The sequence below is a fragment of the Halorubrum salinarum genome (assembly GCF_013267195.1).
Lineage (GTDB): Archaea > Halobacteriota > Halobacteria > Halobacteriales > Haloferacaceae > Halorubrum > Halorubrum salinarum.
The window spans coordinates 2,764,537-2,778,839 of sequence record NZ_CP053941.1 but is presented as its reverse complement, the minus strand read 5'-3'; the positions used below and the strand labels follow the sequence as shown (position 1 = coordinate 2,778,839).

15 protein-coding genes and 1 pseudogene are annotated in these 14,303 nt (G+C 72.6%); 10 read left to right on the top strand and 6 right to left on the bottom strand.

What is annotated here, in order from left to right; genetic code table 11:
• Positions 1 to 7: 7 nt before the first annotated feature.
• Positions 8 to 622 carry a (d)CMP kinase gene (gene cmk / locus HPS36_RS14165; RefSeq protein WP_173230646.1) on the bottom strand — a complete coding sequence of 205 codons (615 nt, stop codon included), beginning with the start codon at positions 620 to 622 and terminating at the stop codon, positions 8 to 10.
• Positions 623 to 801: 179 nt separating this feature from the next.
• Here cmk and HPS36_RS14160 point away from each other — a divergent pair, with 179 nt between their 5' ends.
• Positions 802 to 3,726 carry an ATP-dependent helicase gene (locus tag HPS36_RS14160; RefSeq protein WP_173230645.1) on the top strand — a complete coding sequence of 975 codons (2,925 nt, stop codon included), beginning with the start codon at positions 802 to 804 and terminating at the stop codon, positions 3,724 to 3,726.
• A 1-nt stretch (position 3,727) separates the two neighbouring features.
• On the top strand, positions 3,728 to 4,516 hold the full coding sequence (locus HPS36_RS14155) for a CDP-alcohol phosphatidyltransferase family protein (RefSeq protein ID WP_173230644.1): 789 nt from the start codon (positions 3,728 to 3,730) through the stop codon (positions 4,514 to 4,516).
• 82 nt (positions 4,517 to 4,598) lie between these two features.
• Here the strand turns inward: HPS36_RS14155 and HPS36_RS14150 are convergent, their stop codons facing one another.
• On the bottom strand, positions 4,599 to 4,979 hold the full coding sequence (locus HPS36_RS14150; protein WP_173230643.1) for a DUF7475 family protein: 381 nt from the start codon (positions 4,977 to 4,979) through the stop codon (positions 4,599 to 4,601).
• 171 nt (positions 4,980 to 5,150) lie between these two features.
• Between HPS36_RS14150 and HPS36_RS14145 the strand changes: the two genes are divergently transcribed.
• Genes HPS36_RS14145 through HPS36_RS14130 form a run of 4 tightly spaced genes read left to right on the top strand, consistent with a single transcriptional unit; the run spans position 5,151 to position 8,494 of the window.
• Entirely contained in the window at positions 5,151 to 6,209 is a 1,059-nt protein-coding gene (locus tag HPS36_RS14145) for a zinc-dependent alcohol dehydrogenase (protein WP_173230642.1), read from the top strand.
• Positions 6,197 to 6,568, top strand: coding sequence for a 6-pyruvoyl trahydropterin synthase family protein (locus HPS36_RS14140; RefSeq protein ID WP_053771251.1), 372 nt, complete (start codon positions 6,197 to 6,199; stop codon positions 6,566 to 6,568). Before HPS36_RS14145 ends, HPS36_RS14140 begins: the two co-directional genes overlap by 13 nt.
• Positions 6,569 to 6,575: 7 nt before the next feature.
• Entirely contained in the window at positions 6,576 to 7,724 is a 1,149-nt protein-coding gene (locus HPS36_RS14135) for a glycosyltransferase family 4 protein (protein WP_173230641.1), read from the top strand.
• Positions 7,721 to 8,494: a class I SAM-dependent methyltransferase gene (locus tag HPS36_RS14130; protein WP_173230640.1), complete on the top strand. Its 774-nt coding sequence runs from the start codon at positions 7,721 to 7,723 to the stop codon at positions 8,492 to 8,494. Before HPS36_RS14135 ends, HPS36_RS14130 begins: the two co-directional genes overlap by 4 nt.
• A 19-nt stretch (positions 8,495 to 8,513) precedes the next feature.
• Here the strand turns inward: HPS36_RS14130 and HPS36_RS16885 are convergent.
• Together HPS36_RS16885 and HPS36_RS14125 are read right to left on the bottom strand one after the other, a co-directional pair.
• A pseudogene (locus HPS36_RS16885) lies at positions 8,514 to 8,701 on the bottom strand (hypothetical protein).
• An 81-nt stretch (positions 8,702 to 8,782) separates the two neighbouring features.
• On the bottom strand, positions 8,783 to 9,760 hold the full coding sequence (locus tag HPS36_RS14125) for a formyltetrahydrofolate deformylase (RefSeq protein ID WP_121562395.1): 978 nt from the start codon (positions 9,758 to 9,760) through the stop codon (positions 8,783 to 8,785).
• A 180-nt stretch (positions 9,761 to 9,940) separates the two neighbouring features.
• Between HPS36_RS14125 and purS the strand changes: the two genes are divergently transcribed.
• Together purS and purQ are read left to right on the top strand one after the other, a co-directional pair.
• Positions 9,941 to 10,192 carry a phosphoribosylformylglycinamidine synthase subunit PurS gene (gene purS / locus HPS36_RS14120; protein ID WP_121562396.1) on the top strand — a complete coding sequence of 84 codons (252 nt, stop codon included), beginning with the start codon at positions 9,941 to 9,943 and terminating at the stop codon, positions 10,190 to 10,192.
• 88 nt (positions 10,193 to 10,280) lie between these two features.
• Positions 10,281 to 10,958 (top strand): phosphoribosylformylglycinamidine synthase I, encoded by a 678-nt coding sequence (gene purQ, locus HPS36_RS14115; RefSeq protein ID WP_173230639.1) that lies wholly within the window; start codon positions 10,281 to 10,283, stop codon positions 10,956 to 10,958.
• 32 nt (positions 10,959 to 10,990) lie between these two features.
• Here the strand turns inward: purQ and HPS36_RS14110 are convergent, their stop codons facing one another.
• Complete coding sequence (locus HPS36_RS14110; RefSeq protein WP_173230638.1) at positions 10,991 to 11,347, bottom strand: SHOCT domain-containing protein; 357 nt, start codon at positions 11,345 to 11,347, stop codon at positions 10,991 to 10,993.
• Positions 11,348 to 11,503: 156 nt separating this feature from the next.
• Here HPS36_RS14110 and HPS36_RS14105 point away from each other — a divergent pair, with 156 nt between their 5' ends.
• Positions 11,504 to 11,896 (top strand): VOC family protein, encoded by a 393-nt coding sequence (locus HPS36_RS14105; protein ID WP_173230637.1) that lies wholly within the window; start codon positions 11,504 to 11,506, stop codon positions 11,894 to 11,896.
• 108 nt (positions 11,897 to 12,004) lie between these two features.
• Positions 12,005 to 13,792, top strand: coding sequence for a dihydroxy-acid dehydratase (gene ilvD / locus HPS36_RS14100; RefSeq protein ID WP_173230636.1), 1,788 nt, complete (start codon positions 12,005 to 12,007; stop codon positions 13,790 to 13,792).
• A gap of 36 nt (positions 13,793 to 13,828) precedes the next feature.
• Here ilvD and HPS36_RS14095 read toward each other — a convergent pair whose 3' ends face one another.
• The gene (locus HPS36_RS14095) at positions 13,829 to 14,257 is read right to left on the bottom strand and encodes a universal stress protein (RefSeq protein WP_173230635.1); all 429 of its coding nucleotides are present in this window, start codon (positions 14,255 to 14,257) and stop codon (positions 13,829 to 13,831) included.
• Between the last annotated feature and the right edge of the window lie 46 nt (positions 14,258 to 14,303).

Here is a 14,303-nt window from a genome sequence, read left to right as displayed (position 1 = left end):
CGGCCGATCAGATCTCGAAGTCGGGCGTGTCGAACGCGCCCTCGTCGGCGTCGACGTCGTAGCGTTCGATCCCGGTGAGCGCTACGTCCAGCGTGGCCTCGGCGTCCCACCGCCCCGTGTTGATCACTAGGTCGTAGATGGAGCGGTCGTTCAGGTCGATGTCGTAGTAGGACTTGTAGCGCTGCTCCTCGATGACCTCGCGAACCTGCATCTCGGAGGTCATCTCCTCGCGGTCGGCCGTGCGGTCCGCGCGGACCTCGTCGGGCGCGTCGAGCCAGATCCGGATGTCGGCCCGGTTGCCGGCGATCCAGCCCGCGAGCCGCGACTCCAGCACGAACGCCTTGTTCGCGGTCCCCCACTTCTCGGCGATCCGGCGGAGCCGGCGGTCGAGCGCACGGTCGATCTCCTCGGACTCGCCGGTCTCGGCGATGAGCTGGGAGAGGCTCATCTCCCGTTCGGCGGCGATCTCGCGGAACAGCTCGCCGCCGGAGACGTAGCCGCAGTCGAGCGACTCGGCGATGCCCTCGACGAGGGTCGTGGCCCCGCAGCCCGGCGGGCCGGAGACGGTGACGAACAGGTTCCGGTCGATCCGTCGGTCGGGCTCCGGCGAGGTGCCGCTCATACGTGTGGCGCCACGGAAGGCGGGCGGATAAACGGGTCGGTTCCGCGAATTTCCGCGGGCCCGACGGAGATAGGCTCGGGTCCGCGAATTTCCGCGGCGGCGACGGAGATAGGGTTCATTCCAGGAATTTTCACGGGCCCGACGCAACCGATTTCCCCCTCCGAGCCCTCGTAATCGCCGTGAGCGAGACCACGGACCGCGGCGACGAGGCGGCCGCGCGCGCCCTCCTCCGCGACGCGGTCGAGCGCGGTGCGATCGCGGACCCCGACTTCGACCCGGACGCGGTCCCGATCGCCGACGCCGACGTGCTCGCGCGGCTCTCACCGCTGGTCCGGCGCTGGTGGGTCGAGCGGTTCGGCGCGTACGTCGGCGAGAACGGCGGGTTCTTCACGCCGCCGCAGCGCGAGGCGATCCCCCGCGTTGACGACGGGGAGAATTGCCTCGTCGCGGCGCCGACGGGCAGCGGGAAGACGCTGGCCTCCTTTCTCGCGGTCCTCGACGACCTCTTCGCTCGGGACCGCGCCGACGACCTCGACAACGCCGTCTACTGCCTGTACGTCTCGCCGCTGAAGTCGCTCGCGAACGACATCGAGCGCAACCTGGAGACTCCCTTGGAGGGAATCGGGGAGGCGGTCGCCGCGGCCGAGGAGGACGACGGGACGGGCGACGACGAGGCGTACGATCCGGGCGTCAGGCAGGCGATCCGCCACGGCGACACCTCGAAGGCGGACCGGCAGGCGATGCTCTCCGAGACGCCCCACGTCCTCAACACCACGCCGGAGACGCTCGCGATCCTGCTCAACTCGCCGAAGTTCAAGGAGAAGCTCCGCACCGTCGAGTACGTGATCGTCGACGAGATCCACTCGCTTGCCGCGAACAAGCGCGGCACGCACCTCGCGGTGTCCTTAGAGCGGCTGACCGAGTTGACGCGGAACGGAGATAGAGGGAGCGAGGCCGAAATCACGCGGATCGGCTGTTCGGCGACCGTCGAACCGCTCGACGGGATCGCCTCGTTCCTCGTCGGGCGCGAGCGCGTCGCCGGCGAGGTCGGCGATCCCGACGGGTTCGAGACGCGGCCCTGTGAGGTGGTCGACGCCCGGTTCGCCCGCGAGTTCGACCTCGAACTCCGGACGCCGGCCGCCGACCTGATCCACACGCCGCGGTCGGCGGTGACCGACCGCTTCTACGAGTCGCTTCGCGAGCTGATCGAGTCCCACGAGAACACGCTGGTGTTCACGAACTCCCGATCTGGCGCCGAGCGCACCCTCCAAGAGCTCCGTCGTCGCTTCGACTACGACGAATCGGACTCCGGCTGCCACCACGGGAGCCTCGGCGAGGCCCAGCGCACTCGCGTCGAGGAGGGGCTGAAGTCGGGCGAACTGGACGTGGTCACGACCTCGACGAGCCTGGAGTTGGGCATCGACATGCCGCACCTCGATCTCGTCGTCCAGGTCGGGTCGCCGAAGTCCGTCGCCGCGCTGCTCCAGCGCGTCGGCCGCGCGGGCCACAGCCCGGGCGAGACCGTCGAGGGCCGGGTGTTCGCGCTGGACCGCGACGAGCTGATCGAGTGCGCCGCGCTGCTCGCGCGCGCCGAGGAGGGGTTCGTCGACCGCGTGTTCCCGCCCGAGGGCGCGTACGACGTGGCCGCACAGCACGTCTACGGGATGGCGATAAACCGGATCCGCCCCGACCGCGAGGTCCGCGAGGTACTGCGCCGGGCGCACCCGTACCGCGGCTTCGACGACGCCGCGTACGAGCGGCTGTTCCGGTACCTCACCGGCGACTACGACGGGCTGAAGGACAAGAACGTCTACCCGAAGGTGTGGCGCGACGCCAACGACCCGCCCGACGGGGAGCACCACTACCCCGAATATCCGGTGGGCGAGACGCTCGTCGGGAAGCGCGGGCGGCTCGCGCGGGTCATCTACATGACGAACGTCGGAACGATCCCCGACTCGTTCACCTGCGACGTGTTCACGCGCGACGACGAGTGGGTCGGCACCCTCGACGAATCGTACCTCGACACGCTGGAGTCCGGCGACGTGTTCGCGCTGGGCGGCGAGCGGTTCGCGTTCCGCTACCGGCGCGGCTCGAAGGTGTACGTCGACCGAACGAGCGAGCGCCCGACCGTGCCGTCGTGGTTCGCCGAGCGCCTGCCCCTCTCGGCGGACCTCGCCCGCGAGGTCCTCGACTTCCAGGCGGAGCTCCTCGACCGCCTGACGGGGGACGGCCCGAACGCCGGTCCGGCGGCGGTCCGGGCGTGGCTCCGGCAGTTCCCCCTCGACGGGAACGCGGTCCGCGCGCTCGCCCGCATGTACGACGAGCAGGTGCGGTACGCGGGCGCGGACTCGGTCTCGACGCCCGACCGCCTCGTCGTCGAGGAGGAGCTCGACCGGAACGAGTACAAGCGGCGCTTCTACGTCCACTCGACCTACGGCCGCCGGTTCAACGACGGGCTCTCGCGGCTCGTCGCGGCCGCGGTCGCGAACCGGACAGACGCCAACGTCGCGGTGGCGGTCGCCGACCGCGGCTTCTCGCTGGCGCTCCCGCTGAACCGGAAGGTCGACGTGGCGGGGATACTGGCCGACCTCGACCCGGAGACGGTCCGCGAGGACCTGCGCGAGGCGGTCCAGGGGACGGACCTGCTCCAGCGCTACTTCCGGATCAACGCCGGGCGCGCGCTCCTGATCCTGAAGCGGTACAAGGGGTACGAGAAGTCGGCCGCGGAACAGCAGGTCTCCGCCGAGATGCTGCTGTCGTTCGCGGCCGACTTAGAGGAGTTCGCCGTGTTAGAGGAGACGTACCGAGAGCTGCTGGAGGACCGGCTCGACGTCGACGGCATCCGCGAGGCGGTCGACCGAATCGCCGCCGGCGACCTCGCGGTCGAACACCGCGTCGTCGACTCGCCCAGCCCGCTCGCGTTCGGGCTCGCGACGCTGGTCGACTCCGACACCGTCATCGCCGACGACGAGTCCGCGGTCCTCCGCGAGTTCCACGCCCGCGTGATGGAGGAGATCGGGGAGACCCCGCGGAGCGCCGAGGCGGAAGCGGACGGCGAAGGCGACCCCGACGCCGGACCGCCCGCGGACGGGAGACCGGACTGAGATGCCGGCCCCCGATCCCTCCGCGGCCACGCCCGCTCGGCTCCGACGGCGGTTCGCCGGCTCCGTGGCGCTCGGCGCGCTCGGGCTGGCCGCGCTGTGGCGCCCGCTCGGGACGGCCTGGGTCCTCGCCGCGGTCGTTCCCGGCGCGTACCTCGCCGCGTACGCGCGGGCCAACCTCGCGGCGAACCGCGCGCCCGACGGAGAGGCCCCCGACCCGCGGCTCGGCCCGGCGAACGCGATCACGCTGTTCCGGGGCTGGCTCGCCGTCGTCCTCGCGGGCGCGGCGGTCGCGCCGGCGCCGGACCCGCGGCTCCCCGCGGCCCTCTTCGTCGGCGCGGTGGGCCTCGACGCGGTCGACGGCGCCGTCGCCCGCCGCACCCGCGAGACGGTCCTCGGCGCGCGCCTCGACGGGGCCACCGACGCGCTGGCCGTCCTCGTCGGCGCCGCGGTCGCCGTCGCGCTGGGCGCGCTCCCCCCGTGGTACCTCCTCGCCGGCGGGGTCTGGTACGCCTACGCCGGGTCGCTGTGGCGGCGACGACGCGCCGGGGCGCCGGTGTACGAGCTCCCGCCGAGCCGAGTCCGGCCGTTCGTGGGCACCGCGCAGTTCGCCGTCGTCGCGCTCGCGCTACTCCCGAACGTCGGCCGCGGGGGCGAGACGGTCCTCCTGACCGCGTTCGCGGCGGTCGCTCTGGCGGCACTGCTGGCGAGCTTCGCCCGCGACTGGGCGGCCGCGACGGGGCGACTCGGGCGCGACGATCCGCCGATCGCGGCCGGCCGAGGCGGCGAGTGAGGCGGTGAGCGAACGGTCCGAACCGGGCGGTGGCGGGACCGGTTCGCGGCGTCGAGGAGGGAACGGCGAGCCGCGGCCGGGCTTACGACTCTCTGGAGAGCAGGACCGCGAGGACGGCGATCAACGCGATCTGCGCGACCTTGTCGACGGCGCCGTACACCCCGATATCGCCCGGGAACGAGTACGTCCCGGTGACGAAGTTGATCACGTACCACAGGACGATCTGACCGCCGGTGAACGGGATCCCGACGGCGTAGATCAGCCGTCGACGGTAGCCGGCGACTATCGCCGTCACGCCCGCTCCGAAGCCAAGTGTCGCGACGAAGAAGGAGATCCCCAGCGCGCCCCCGACCTGAACCCCGAGGACGGCGTGGACGATCCCGGACACGGTCGCGGCGAGGATCCCGATCCAGTGGAGCGGGGTCAGCGATTCGACGTCGGCGCCCGCGTCGGAGTGTGCCATGGATACGCTACGCACGGCCTCCGCTGGCTTATGTTTACTCCCGACGGCAGCGACCGCGACCGCCGACGCCGCTCGGTCGGGTGGTCGCCGGCGGGGCTTTATGTTGGATCGGCCCGTGCGATCGGTAATGTCGACTCCTCTCGGTCGTCGGTCGCGGACGGGTGAGTCCGCGTGAGCGACGGCGCCGCCCACCGCGCGGTGGAGTTCACCGGGCCGGAACGCGTCGAGGTCGTCCCGGTCGACGACCCCGCCCCGGCCCCCGACGAGGTGGTCGTCTCCGCGTCCGTCTCGGCGGTGAGCGCGGGGTCCGAGCTGCTCGCGTACCGCGGGGAGCTCGACCCCGAGACCGTCGCGGACGAGGAGCTCTCCTCGCTCGACGGCGACCTCTCGTACCCGCTCCGCTACGGCTACGCGGTCGTCGGGCGGGTGACCGCGGTCGGCGAGGCGGTCGACCCGTCGTGGCGAGACCGGACCGTCTTCGCGTTTAACCCCCACGAGAGCCGGTTCGCCGTCTCCCCGGACGCGCTCATCCCGGTCCCGGACGGGATCGACCCGGAGACCGCGACGCTGTTCGCGAACGCGGAGACGGCGGTGACGCTGACGCTCGACGCGGCCCCCCGGCTCGGCGAGCGCGTCGCGGTGTTCGGGCAGGGCGTCGTGGGGCTGCTCACGACCGCGCTGCTGGCGCGGAGCGGCGCAGAGACCGTGGTCGCGGTCGAACCGAGGGACCGGCGGCGCGAGCTCGCGGCCGAGTTCGGCGCCGACGCCGTCGTCGACCCGACCCGATACGACGGGCGCGCCGGCGTCGTCGACGCCGTCCGCGACCGCACCGGGGGCGTCGACCTCGCGGTCGAGGTCTCGGGGCGCCCGGAGACGCTGGAGACGGCCGTCGAGACGACGCGGTTCGACGGCCGCGTCCTCGTGGGGTCGTGGTACGGCACCAAGCGCGCCGACCTCGGCTTCGGCGACCACTTCCACCGCGGGCGGGTCACCGTCCGGAGCAGCCAAGTCACGACCATCGCGCCGGAGCTGCGGGGTCGCTGGGACCGGGAGCGGCGCCGGGAGACCGCCTGGCGCCAGCTCCGGCGTCTCCACGGCGAACTGGATGTCACCGAGCGGCTCGTCACGGACCGCGTCCCGGTCGACCGCGCGCCGAGCGCGTACCGGCGCCTTGCCGACGAGGGCGAACCGACCCTTCAGCTCCTCTTCACCTACCCATGTACGAACTGACCGTCTCCGAGACGTTCGTCGCACAGCACTACCTCACCGTCCCGAACCCGCCGGCCGGCGAGGCGGAGCTCCACTCGCACACCTTCACCGCGGAGGCGACGTTCCGTGGCCCGGAGCTCGGCGAGTACGGCTACCTGCTCGACATCGACCTCGCGCTCGACGCCCTGGCCGACGCGGCCGACCGCTACCGGGACGAGACGCTCAACGAGCACTTGGAGGGCAACCCCAGCGCCGAGCGGCTGGCCCGGGCGCTGTTCGACGACCTCGCGGCGGTGGACGCCCCGGCCGCGACCCGGCTGACCGTGACCGTCCGCGAGGACGACGCCGCGAGCGTCTCCTACGCCGGCGAACTGCGGTGACGCCCCGATGCGCGTCGCCCTCGTGCTGGCCGGCGACATCGAGTCCGAGTCCGGCGGCTTCTACTACGACCGGCGGCTCCGCGACCGGCTCCGCGAGCGCGGCCACGGCGTCGAGGTGGTCTCGCTGCCCCGGGGATCCTACCGGGAACGCCTCGCGCCGAACCTCCGGGCGGGCCGGCTCGCCGCCCGCCTCGCCGAGTTCGACGTGGTCGTCGAGGACGGGTTGGCGCACCCGTCGGTGCTGTGCGCCAACCGCCGGCTCGACGCGCCGACCGTCGCGCTCGTCCACATGATCGCGTGGCGTGCGCGGGCGGCGCAGGGGACGCCGGACGGCGAACGGGGAGCCCTCGACCGCGCGCGCTCGGCGCTCGGGCGCCGCGGAGTGGCGGCCGTCGAGCGCCGGTTCCTCCGCGGCGTCGACGCCGCGGTGTACAACGCCGAGACGACCCGCCGGAACGCGGCCGTGCTCGGCGGCCCGGCCAGGAGCGCGGTCGCCCCGCCGGCCGGCGACCGGTTCGACCCGGTGACCTCCGCGTCAGCGATCCGAGAGCGCGCCCGGTCCGGCCCGCTGGAGGTGACCTTCCTCGGGAACGTCGTCCCGCGGAAGGGGCTCGACGCGCTCGTCGACGGCCTCGCCCGGCTGGACGGCCGCGACGTGGACTGGCGGCTGACGGTCGTCGGGGACCGGACGGTCGCGCCGGCCCACGCCGAGGCCGTCGCGGAGTCGGTCGCCGCGGCCGGGATCGGCGACCGCGTCCGCTTCGCCGGGCGCCTCGACGACGAGGCGGTCGCGGCGCGGCTCCGCGAGAGCCACGTCCTGGCGGTGCCGTCGCGGTACGAGCCGTTCGGCATGGTGTACCTGGAGGGGATGGGGTTCGGCTGCGTGCCGCTGGCGACGACCGCGGGCGGCGCGAGCGAGTTCGTCCGGGACGGCGAGTCGGGCGTCCTCGTGCCCCCGGGCGACCCGCGCGCCGTCGCCGCGGCACTCCGCGACCTCGACGACCGCGACCGGCTGGCGGCCATGGGGACCGCCGCGCGCCGCGACTACGAGGCGCGGCCGGGGTGGCCCGAGACGCTCGACCGCGTCGTCGACTTCCTGGAGGCCGAGGCCGGACGGCGGACGAGGGTCCCGGGCGCGGGAGGTGACGCCGCGTGACCGACCACGCGACGTACCTCGACGCGAAGCGCGCGCTCGACGACCGCTCGCTGAACCGGGCGGTCCTCGACCGCTTCGCCGCCGAGCTCCCGCCCGAGCCCGAGGTGCTCGAAGTCGGCGCGGGCACGGCGACGATGGTCGAGCGCCTCGTCGACTGGGGCGTGATCGACGCCGGCCGGTGGGTCGCGGTCGACGCCCACGAGGCGGCCCTGTCCGCGGGCGAAGCGCGGATCGGCGACGCGGTCGGGGACGTGGCCGTCGAGTTCCGCGTCGCGGACGCCTTCGACTTCGCGAGCGAGGCGGCGGCCGCCGGCGAGCGGTTCGACGCGGTCGTCGGCTGCGCGTTCTTCGACGTGGTCGACGCCGCCCCGGCGGTCGACGCCCTCGCCGAGGTCGCCCCCGTCGCGTACGCGCCGATAACCTACGACGGCGAGACGCGGTTCGCGCCCCCGGACCCGGACGACGAGGCAGTTCTCGACCGCTATCACCGCCACATGCGGGAGTTCCGCCCCGGCGGCCCCGACGGGGCGGCGGCGCTGGCCCGGGAGGCGACCGCGATCGCCGAGGGCCCCTCGCCGTGGGAGATCGAACCCCCCTACGAGCCGGGCGAGCGGACGGTCCTCGCGCACCTGCTTGACACGGTCGAGACGGCCGTCGGCGAGACCGGCTACGACGCGAGCGACTGGGCGGCTAGGCGCCGCCGGGCGCTCGACGACGGGCGCCTGCGCTACGAGGCCGCGAACCGCGACCTGCTGGTGCGGTTGGAGTGAGCGGCTCGGCGGTCCCGGTTCACGGCCCGAACGGCTCCCCCGGAACCGGGTCCGGGAGCCCCTCCAAGACCAGGGTCGTGTAGTGGAGGAACACCGCCAGCGCGGCGAGAGAGGGAGGAGCAGTAGGAACAGCAGGATCAGCCGCTCGTCGCTGCGGACGACCGCGGCGGTGTCCGCGAGGAACGTCCGGGCGCGACGACCGGTCATCGTCCGTCGTTGCGCTCGCGCGCGGTTAAAAGTAGCCGCCGGAGTTCGAGGTCGGCCGGCGCGTGCGGTCCTATCGCTCCGTCAGTCGTCCGACGGCGACGGGCGGGTGCGGCCGAGCGGCTCGCCGTCGACGGGCTCGTCCGGGTTCGCGTCCACGGCGGCCTCCGAGAGGCCGAGTTGCGCGTCGACGTCCACGTCCTCGCGCACGTGGACTGTCCCGCGGTGGACCGCGATGGCGTCCGCGAGGTGGAGCCGGACCGCGTCGAGCAGGACCTCGGCCTCGAGGGGCTGTCCGCGGCGCTTGATCTCGTCGACGTCGGCGCCCGGGGGCACGTCGAAGGCGCGCTGGGCGATGACCGGCCCCTGGTCGAGGTCGGTCGTGACGTAGTGGGCGGTGACGCCCGCGACCCGGACGCCGGCGTCCTTGGCCTGCCGGTACGCCTCCGCGCCGGGGAACGCCGGCAGCAGCGAGGGGTGGACGTTGACGATCCGCCCCTCGTACCGGAAGACGACCTCGGGCGAGAGGATGCGCATGTACCGCGCTAAGGCGATGAGGTCCACGTCGTACTCGGCCAGCAGGTCGAGAAGGCGCTCCTCGTCGGTGTTGCCGTTGCCGTCGCCCACGTCGTAGAACGGCTTGTCGTAGCGCTCCGCGAGCGACCGGAGGTCGCCGCGGTTGCCGATGACGACCGGGATCTCGGCCTCGCTGTCCTCGGCCAGCTCGCCGCGCGCCTCCGCCTCCAACAGCGCCTCGGGCGCGTGGGTCTCCTTGGTGACGAGCAGCGCGACGCGCCGCGCGTCGCGGTCGCTCGGGAACCGGACCTGGATGTCGACGTCGAGTTCGCGGCCGAGCTCGGCGAGCGCCCGGCGGAGCTCGCCGCGCGAGGTCTCCATCTCCGAGGTGTCGACGCGGGTCGTCATCCGGAAGACGCCCTCGCGGACCGCCTGATCGAGGTCCTCGATGTTGATCCCGCGCTCGAACAGCAGGGAGGTGACCCGCGCGATGAGTCCGGTCTTGTCTCCTCCGACGACCGTAATTTCGGTCAGTTCGCGGGTCATGCGACGATCACCTCCGCGGGTTCGAGCGGCTGCATACACCCTCCCCAACAGCCGGAGGGGTTTGCCCCTTTCGTTCCGCGCGGTCCCTGCCTCCCGCACGAACGACCGATATATATCCACGAACATGTGTATAAACGTCGTTCCAAAACGGTTTTTACACACGACTCCGCACCAACGGGTATGACCGCGTACACGGCGACGGTGACGGTCCGGCTGAAGCGGGGCGTCCTCGACCCGGAGGCCGAGACGACCCAGCAGGCCCTCGAACGGCTCGGGTTCGAGTTGTCCGACCTCCGCTCGGCGGACCGCTTCGAGGTCGACCTCGACGCCGCCGACGCCGACGAGGCGGCCGACCGCGCCGGCGAGATGGCCGAGCGGCTGCTCGCGAACCCCACGATCCACGACTACGACGTGGCGGTCGCGGAGCGATGACGGTCGCCGCCTCCGAGACGACGCCGACCGTCACCGGCGCGGCCGCCGGCGATGCGAGCGCCGCGGCCGCCCACGCGGGGTGGGCGGCGTGACGGTCGCCGTCGTCCAGTTCGGCGGCTCGAACTGCGACCGCGACGCCGTCCGCGCGCTCGACCACCTCGGCGTCGACGCCGAGCGCGTCTGGTACGACGACGGCCTCCCCGCCGACCCCGACGGGGTAGTCCTCCCCGGCGGGTTCTCCTACGGCGATTACCTCCGCGCCGGCGCGATGGCCGCCCGCGATCCGATCATGGAGGAGGTCCGCGACGCCGCCGACGCCGGCGTCCCCGTGATCGGCATCTGTAACGGTGCGCAGATCGGCTCGGAGTCGGGGCTGACGCCCGGCGCGTTCACCACGAACGCCTCCGCGCGGTTCCAGTGCGAGCCAGTCCACCTGCGCGTCGAGCGCGCCGATACCCCCTGGACCGCCGCCTACGAGGAGGGACAGGTCATCGAGGTCCCCATCGCGCACGGCGAGGGGCGCTTCGAGATAAGCGAGGCGACCCACGCCGACCTCGTCGCCGAGGACCGCGTCCTCTTCCGCTACTGCGACGCCGACGGGAACGTCACGGACGCCGCCAATCCGAACGGCTCGACCGACAACGTCGCCGGCGTCCTCGGCGAGCGCGAGACGGTCGCGGTGCTGATGCCCCACCCCGAGCGCGCCACGCTCCCGGACCTCGGCCGCAGCACCGACGGCGCCGGAATCCTGCGCGCGTTCGCCTGACCGGCCGCGACGACCGACCTTCTTCCCTCGACTTACCGCGCCCGCGCCGCCTCCCCGCTCGATTCGGTCTCGTGCGTCGGGCTCGACCCGGTCCCACCGGTCTCCTCCCACTCCAGTTCGCGCTCCAGCGCCCGCTCGAATTCCGCTTCCGTGAGATCGCCCTCCGCGTACCGTCGCTGAAGGCGCTCGACCGGATCCTCGTCGGGCTCGTTCTGCGTCGAGCCGTCGTCGGTCTCGTTCGCGAGCGCCCTGATTCCGACGACGCCCACGGCGAGCAGCGCCGCGACGGTGAGCAACGCGAGAAGCGGGAAGAGTAACATCCAGCCGCCCATCCCGCCCGCCATCCCGCCCATCAGCGGCGTGACGGCGACGACGTTCAAGCCAATCATGTGTGATACTTACATTTCTGTGGGTAAATACTCCGCGGCGGTTCGCGGGTCGCGGGACCGCGCTTCACCGTCGCATTCGCCGCGCTGCTGGCGTTCGAAGGCGAGCGTCGTGCCGCCCCCGCACGACTTTTGCGCCCGGCCGCCGAACCGGCCGTTGTGAACGCTCGACACATCGACCACGTCAACCTTCGGATTCCCGAAGACGGCGCCGACGAGGCCCGCGAGTTCTACGGCGAGCAGCTCGGGTTCGGCATCGAGGACGCGCTGTACGCGGCCGACGAGAAGCCGTTCTTCGACGTGCGGCTCTCGGCGACCGCCGTGATCCACCTCTGGCCCACCGAGGAGTTCGAGGCGCCGGCGAAGACGAACTACGACCACGTCGCGGTCGTCGTGGAGGAGTCGGCCGCGGAGATCGAAGCCGAGCTGGCGGACGCCGGCGTCGAGGTCGAGAAGAGCCTCGACTCGCCGCTCGGGGCGACCGGTGAAGCGGGCGCGGTGTACGTCAGGGACCCGTTCGGCTACCGGGTGGAACTGAAGTCGCGGGTGTGATAGCCCGGCGACGACGACCGATCGACCCCCGCCCCGAACCCGTTCGCCCCGCCGAGCAACCCTCGCCCCGACGCGGTCGTTTAAGACCCCCGAGCGACAGGGTCGCGTATGAGCGAACAGCAGCCGAGGTCAGACGACGACGAGCGCCGTCGTCGCCGGGCGGACGCGGACCGATTCGCCGGGAAGAAGGACGGAGACCTGCGGAGCCGCGAGGTGACCGAGGGGCCGGACAAGGCGCCGCACCGCGCGATGTTCCGCGCGATGGGATTCGACGACGAGGACCTCTCGTCGCCCATCGTCGGCGTGCCGAACCCCGCGGCCGACATCACGCCGTGTAACGTCCACCTCGACGACGTGGCCGACGCCGCGCTCGACGGCATCGACGCCGCGGGCGGGATGCCGATCGAGTTCGGAACGATCACCATTAGCGACGCCATCTCGATGGGGACGGAAGGGATGAAGGCGAGCCTGATATCGCGGGAGGTCATCGCCGACTCCGTCGAGCTGGTCTCCTTCGGCGAGCGCATGGACGCGCTCGTGACCGTCGCGGGCTGCGACAAGAACCTCCCCGGGATGATGATGGCCGCGATCCGGACGGACCTGCCGAGCGTCTTCCTCTACGGCGGCTCGATCATGCCCGGCCAGCACGACGGCCGCGACGTGACGATCGTCCAGGTGTTCGAGGGCGTCGGCACGTACGCGCAGGGCGACATGGACGCCGACGAGCTCGACGACCTGGAACGCCACGCCTGCCCCGGCGCGGGCTCGTGCGGCGGGATGTTCACCGCGAACACGATGGCGTCGCTCTCGGAGGCGCTGGGGCTGGCGCCGCTCGGGTCGGCCTCGCCGCCCGCCGAGGACGAGGCGCGCTACGCGGTCGCCGAGCGCGCCGGCGAGCTGGCGATGGACTGTATCGAGAACGACCGCCGCCCCTCCGACATCCTCTCGCGGGAGTCGTTCGAGAACGCGATCGCGGCCCAGACCGCGATGGGCGGCTCCACGAACGCCGTCCTCCACCTGCTCGCCTTGGCCGGCGAGGCCGACGTCGACCTCTCGATTGAGGACTTCGACGAAATCTCGCGGCGCACCCCGAAGATCGCGAACCTCCAGCCTGGGGGGAGCCGCGTGATGAACGACCTCCACGAGATCGGCGGCGTGCCGGTCGTGCTCCGCCGCCTGCTGGAGGCGGACCTGCTCCACGGCGACGCCATGACGGTGACGGGCAACACGCTCGCCGAGGAGATCGCGGCGCTGGAGGAGCGCGGCGAGCTCCCGGACGAGTCGGACATCGAGGCCGACTTCCTCTACCCCGTCGACGACCCGAAGGAGGAGGAGGGCGCGATCAAGATCCTCGACGGCAACCTCGCGCCGGACGGCTCGGTGCTGAAGGTGACCGGCGACGACGAGTTCTACCACGAGGGGCCGGCCCGCGTGTTCGAGAACGAGGAGGACGCGATGGAGTACGTCCAGTCCGGCGGGATCGAGTCCGGCGACGTGATCGTCATCCGCAACGAGGGCCCCCGCGGCGGCCCCGGGATGCGCGAGATGCTCGGCGTCACCGCCGCGGTCGTCGGCGCGGGCCACGAGGACGACGTGGCGCTGCTCACCGACGGCCGCTTCTCGGGCGGCACCCGCGGCCCGATGATCGGCCACGTCGCGCCCGAGGCCGCCGTCGGCGGCCCGATCGGCCTGATCGAGGACGGCGACCACGTCACCGTCGACATCCCCGAGCGGGACCTCACCGTCGACCTCTCCGACGAGGAGCTGGAGGCGCGCCGCGAGGAGTGGGAGGCGCCCGAGCCGCCATACGAGGGCGGCATCCTCGCGAAGTACGGCCGGGACTTCGCCTCCGCCGCGGACGGCGCGGTGACGAACCCGCGGCTCACGCGGGACTGATCGCGCCGCCGCCCACCGACCGCGCCGGGCCGTCCGTCAGCGGACGAGCACCACGGACACCGGAGCGCGCTTCGAGACGGTTTCGGCGACGTTACCGACGAGGAACCGGCGCGTCGCGCGCCCGCGGTCCGCGCCGTGGGCCCCGATTACGACCGTGTCGTACCCCTCCGACCGGTCGATGATGTTCCGCGCCGGGTGGCCGACGCCGACGACCGTGTCGACCTCGCGGCCGCGGTCGGTCGCCAGTGCGCGGGCGCGCTCAAAGACGCCCTCCGCGCGCTCCGCGGCCGCCGCCTCGAAGTCGTCCGCGAGCGCGAGCGACGCGGCCTCGCCCATCATCATCGACGGCGCGCCGACGACGTGAACCACGGTGACGTCCGCGTCCGGGAAGTTCTCCAAGGCGTATTCGAGGGCCCGCTCGGCGTGGTCCGAGTCGTCCATCGGCACGAGGATGCGGTCTATCATACCCGATCTACGCCGCGCATCCTCCTAACTGCTCCCGTCACCCCGG

Coding starts and splice junctions, on each gene's coding strand:
- cmk (WP_173230646.1), bottom strand. CDS start 622: ATGAGCGGCACCTCGCCGGAGCCCGACCGACGGATCGACCGGAACCTG.
- HPS36_RS14155 (WP_173230644.1), top strand. CDS start 3,728: ATGCCGGCCCCCGATCCCTCCGCGGCCACGCCCGCTCGGCTCCGACGG.
- HPS36_RS14150 (WP_173230643.1), bottom strand. CDS start 4,979: ATGGCACACTCCGACGCGGGCGCCGACGTCGAATCGCTGACCCCGCTC.
- HPS36_RS14140 (WP_053771251.1), top strand. CDS start 6,197: ATGTACGAACTGACCGTCTCCGAGACGTTCGTCGCACAGCACTACCTC.
- HPS36_RS14135 (WP_173230641.1), top strand. CDS start 6,576: ATGCGCGTCGCCCTCGTGCTGGCCGGCGACATCGAGTCCGAGTCCGGC.
- HPS36_RS14125 (WP_121562395.1), bottom strand. CDS start 9,760: ATGACCCGCGAACTGACCGAAATTACGGTCGTCGGAGGAGACAAGACC.
- purS (WP_121562396.1), top strand. CDS start 9,941: ATGACCGCGTACACGGCGACGGTGACGGTCCGGCTGAAGCGGGGCGTC.
- HPS36_RS14110 (WP_173230638.1), bottom strand. CDS start 11,347: ATGATTGGCTTGAACGTCGTCGCCGTCACGCCGCTGATGGGCGGGATG.
- ilvD (WP_173230636.1), top strand. CDS start 12,005: ATGAGCGAACAGCAGCCGAGGTCAGACGACGACGAGCGCCGTCGTCGC.
- HPS36_RS14095 (WP_173230635.1), bottom strand. CDS start 14,257: ATGATAGACCGCATCCTCGTGCCGATGGACGACTCGGACCACGCCGAG.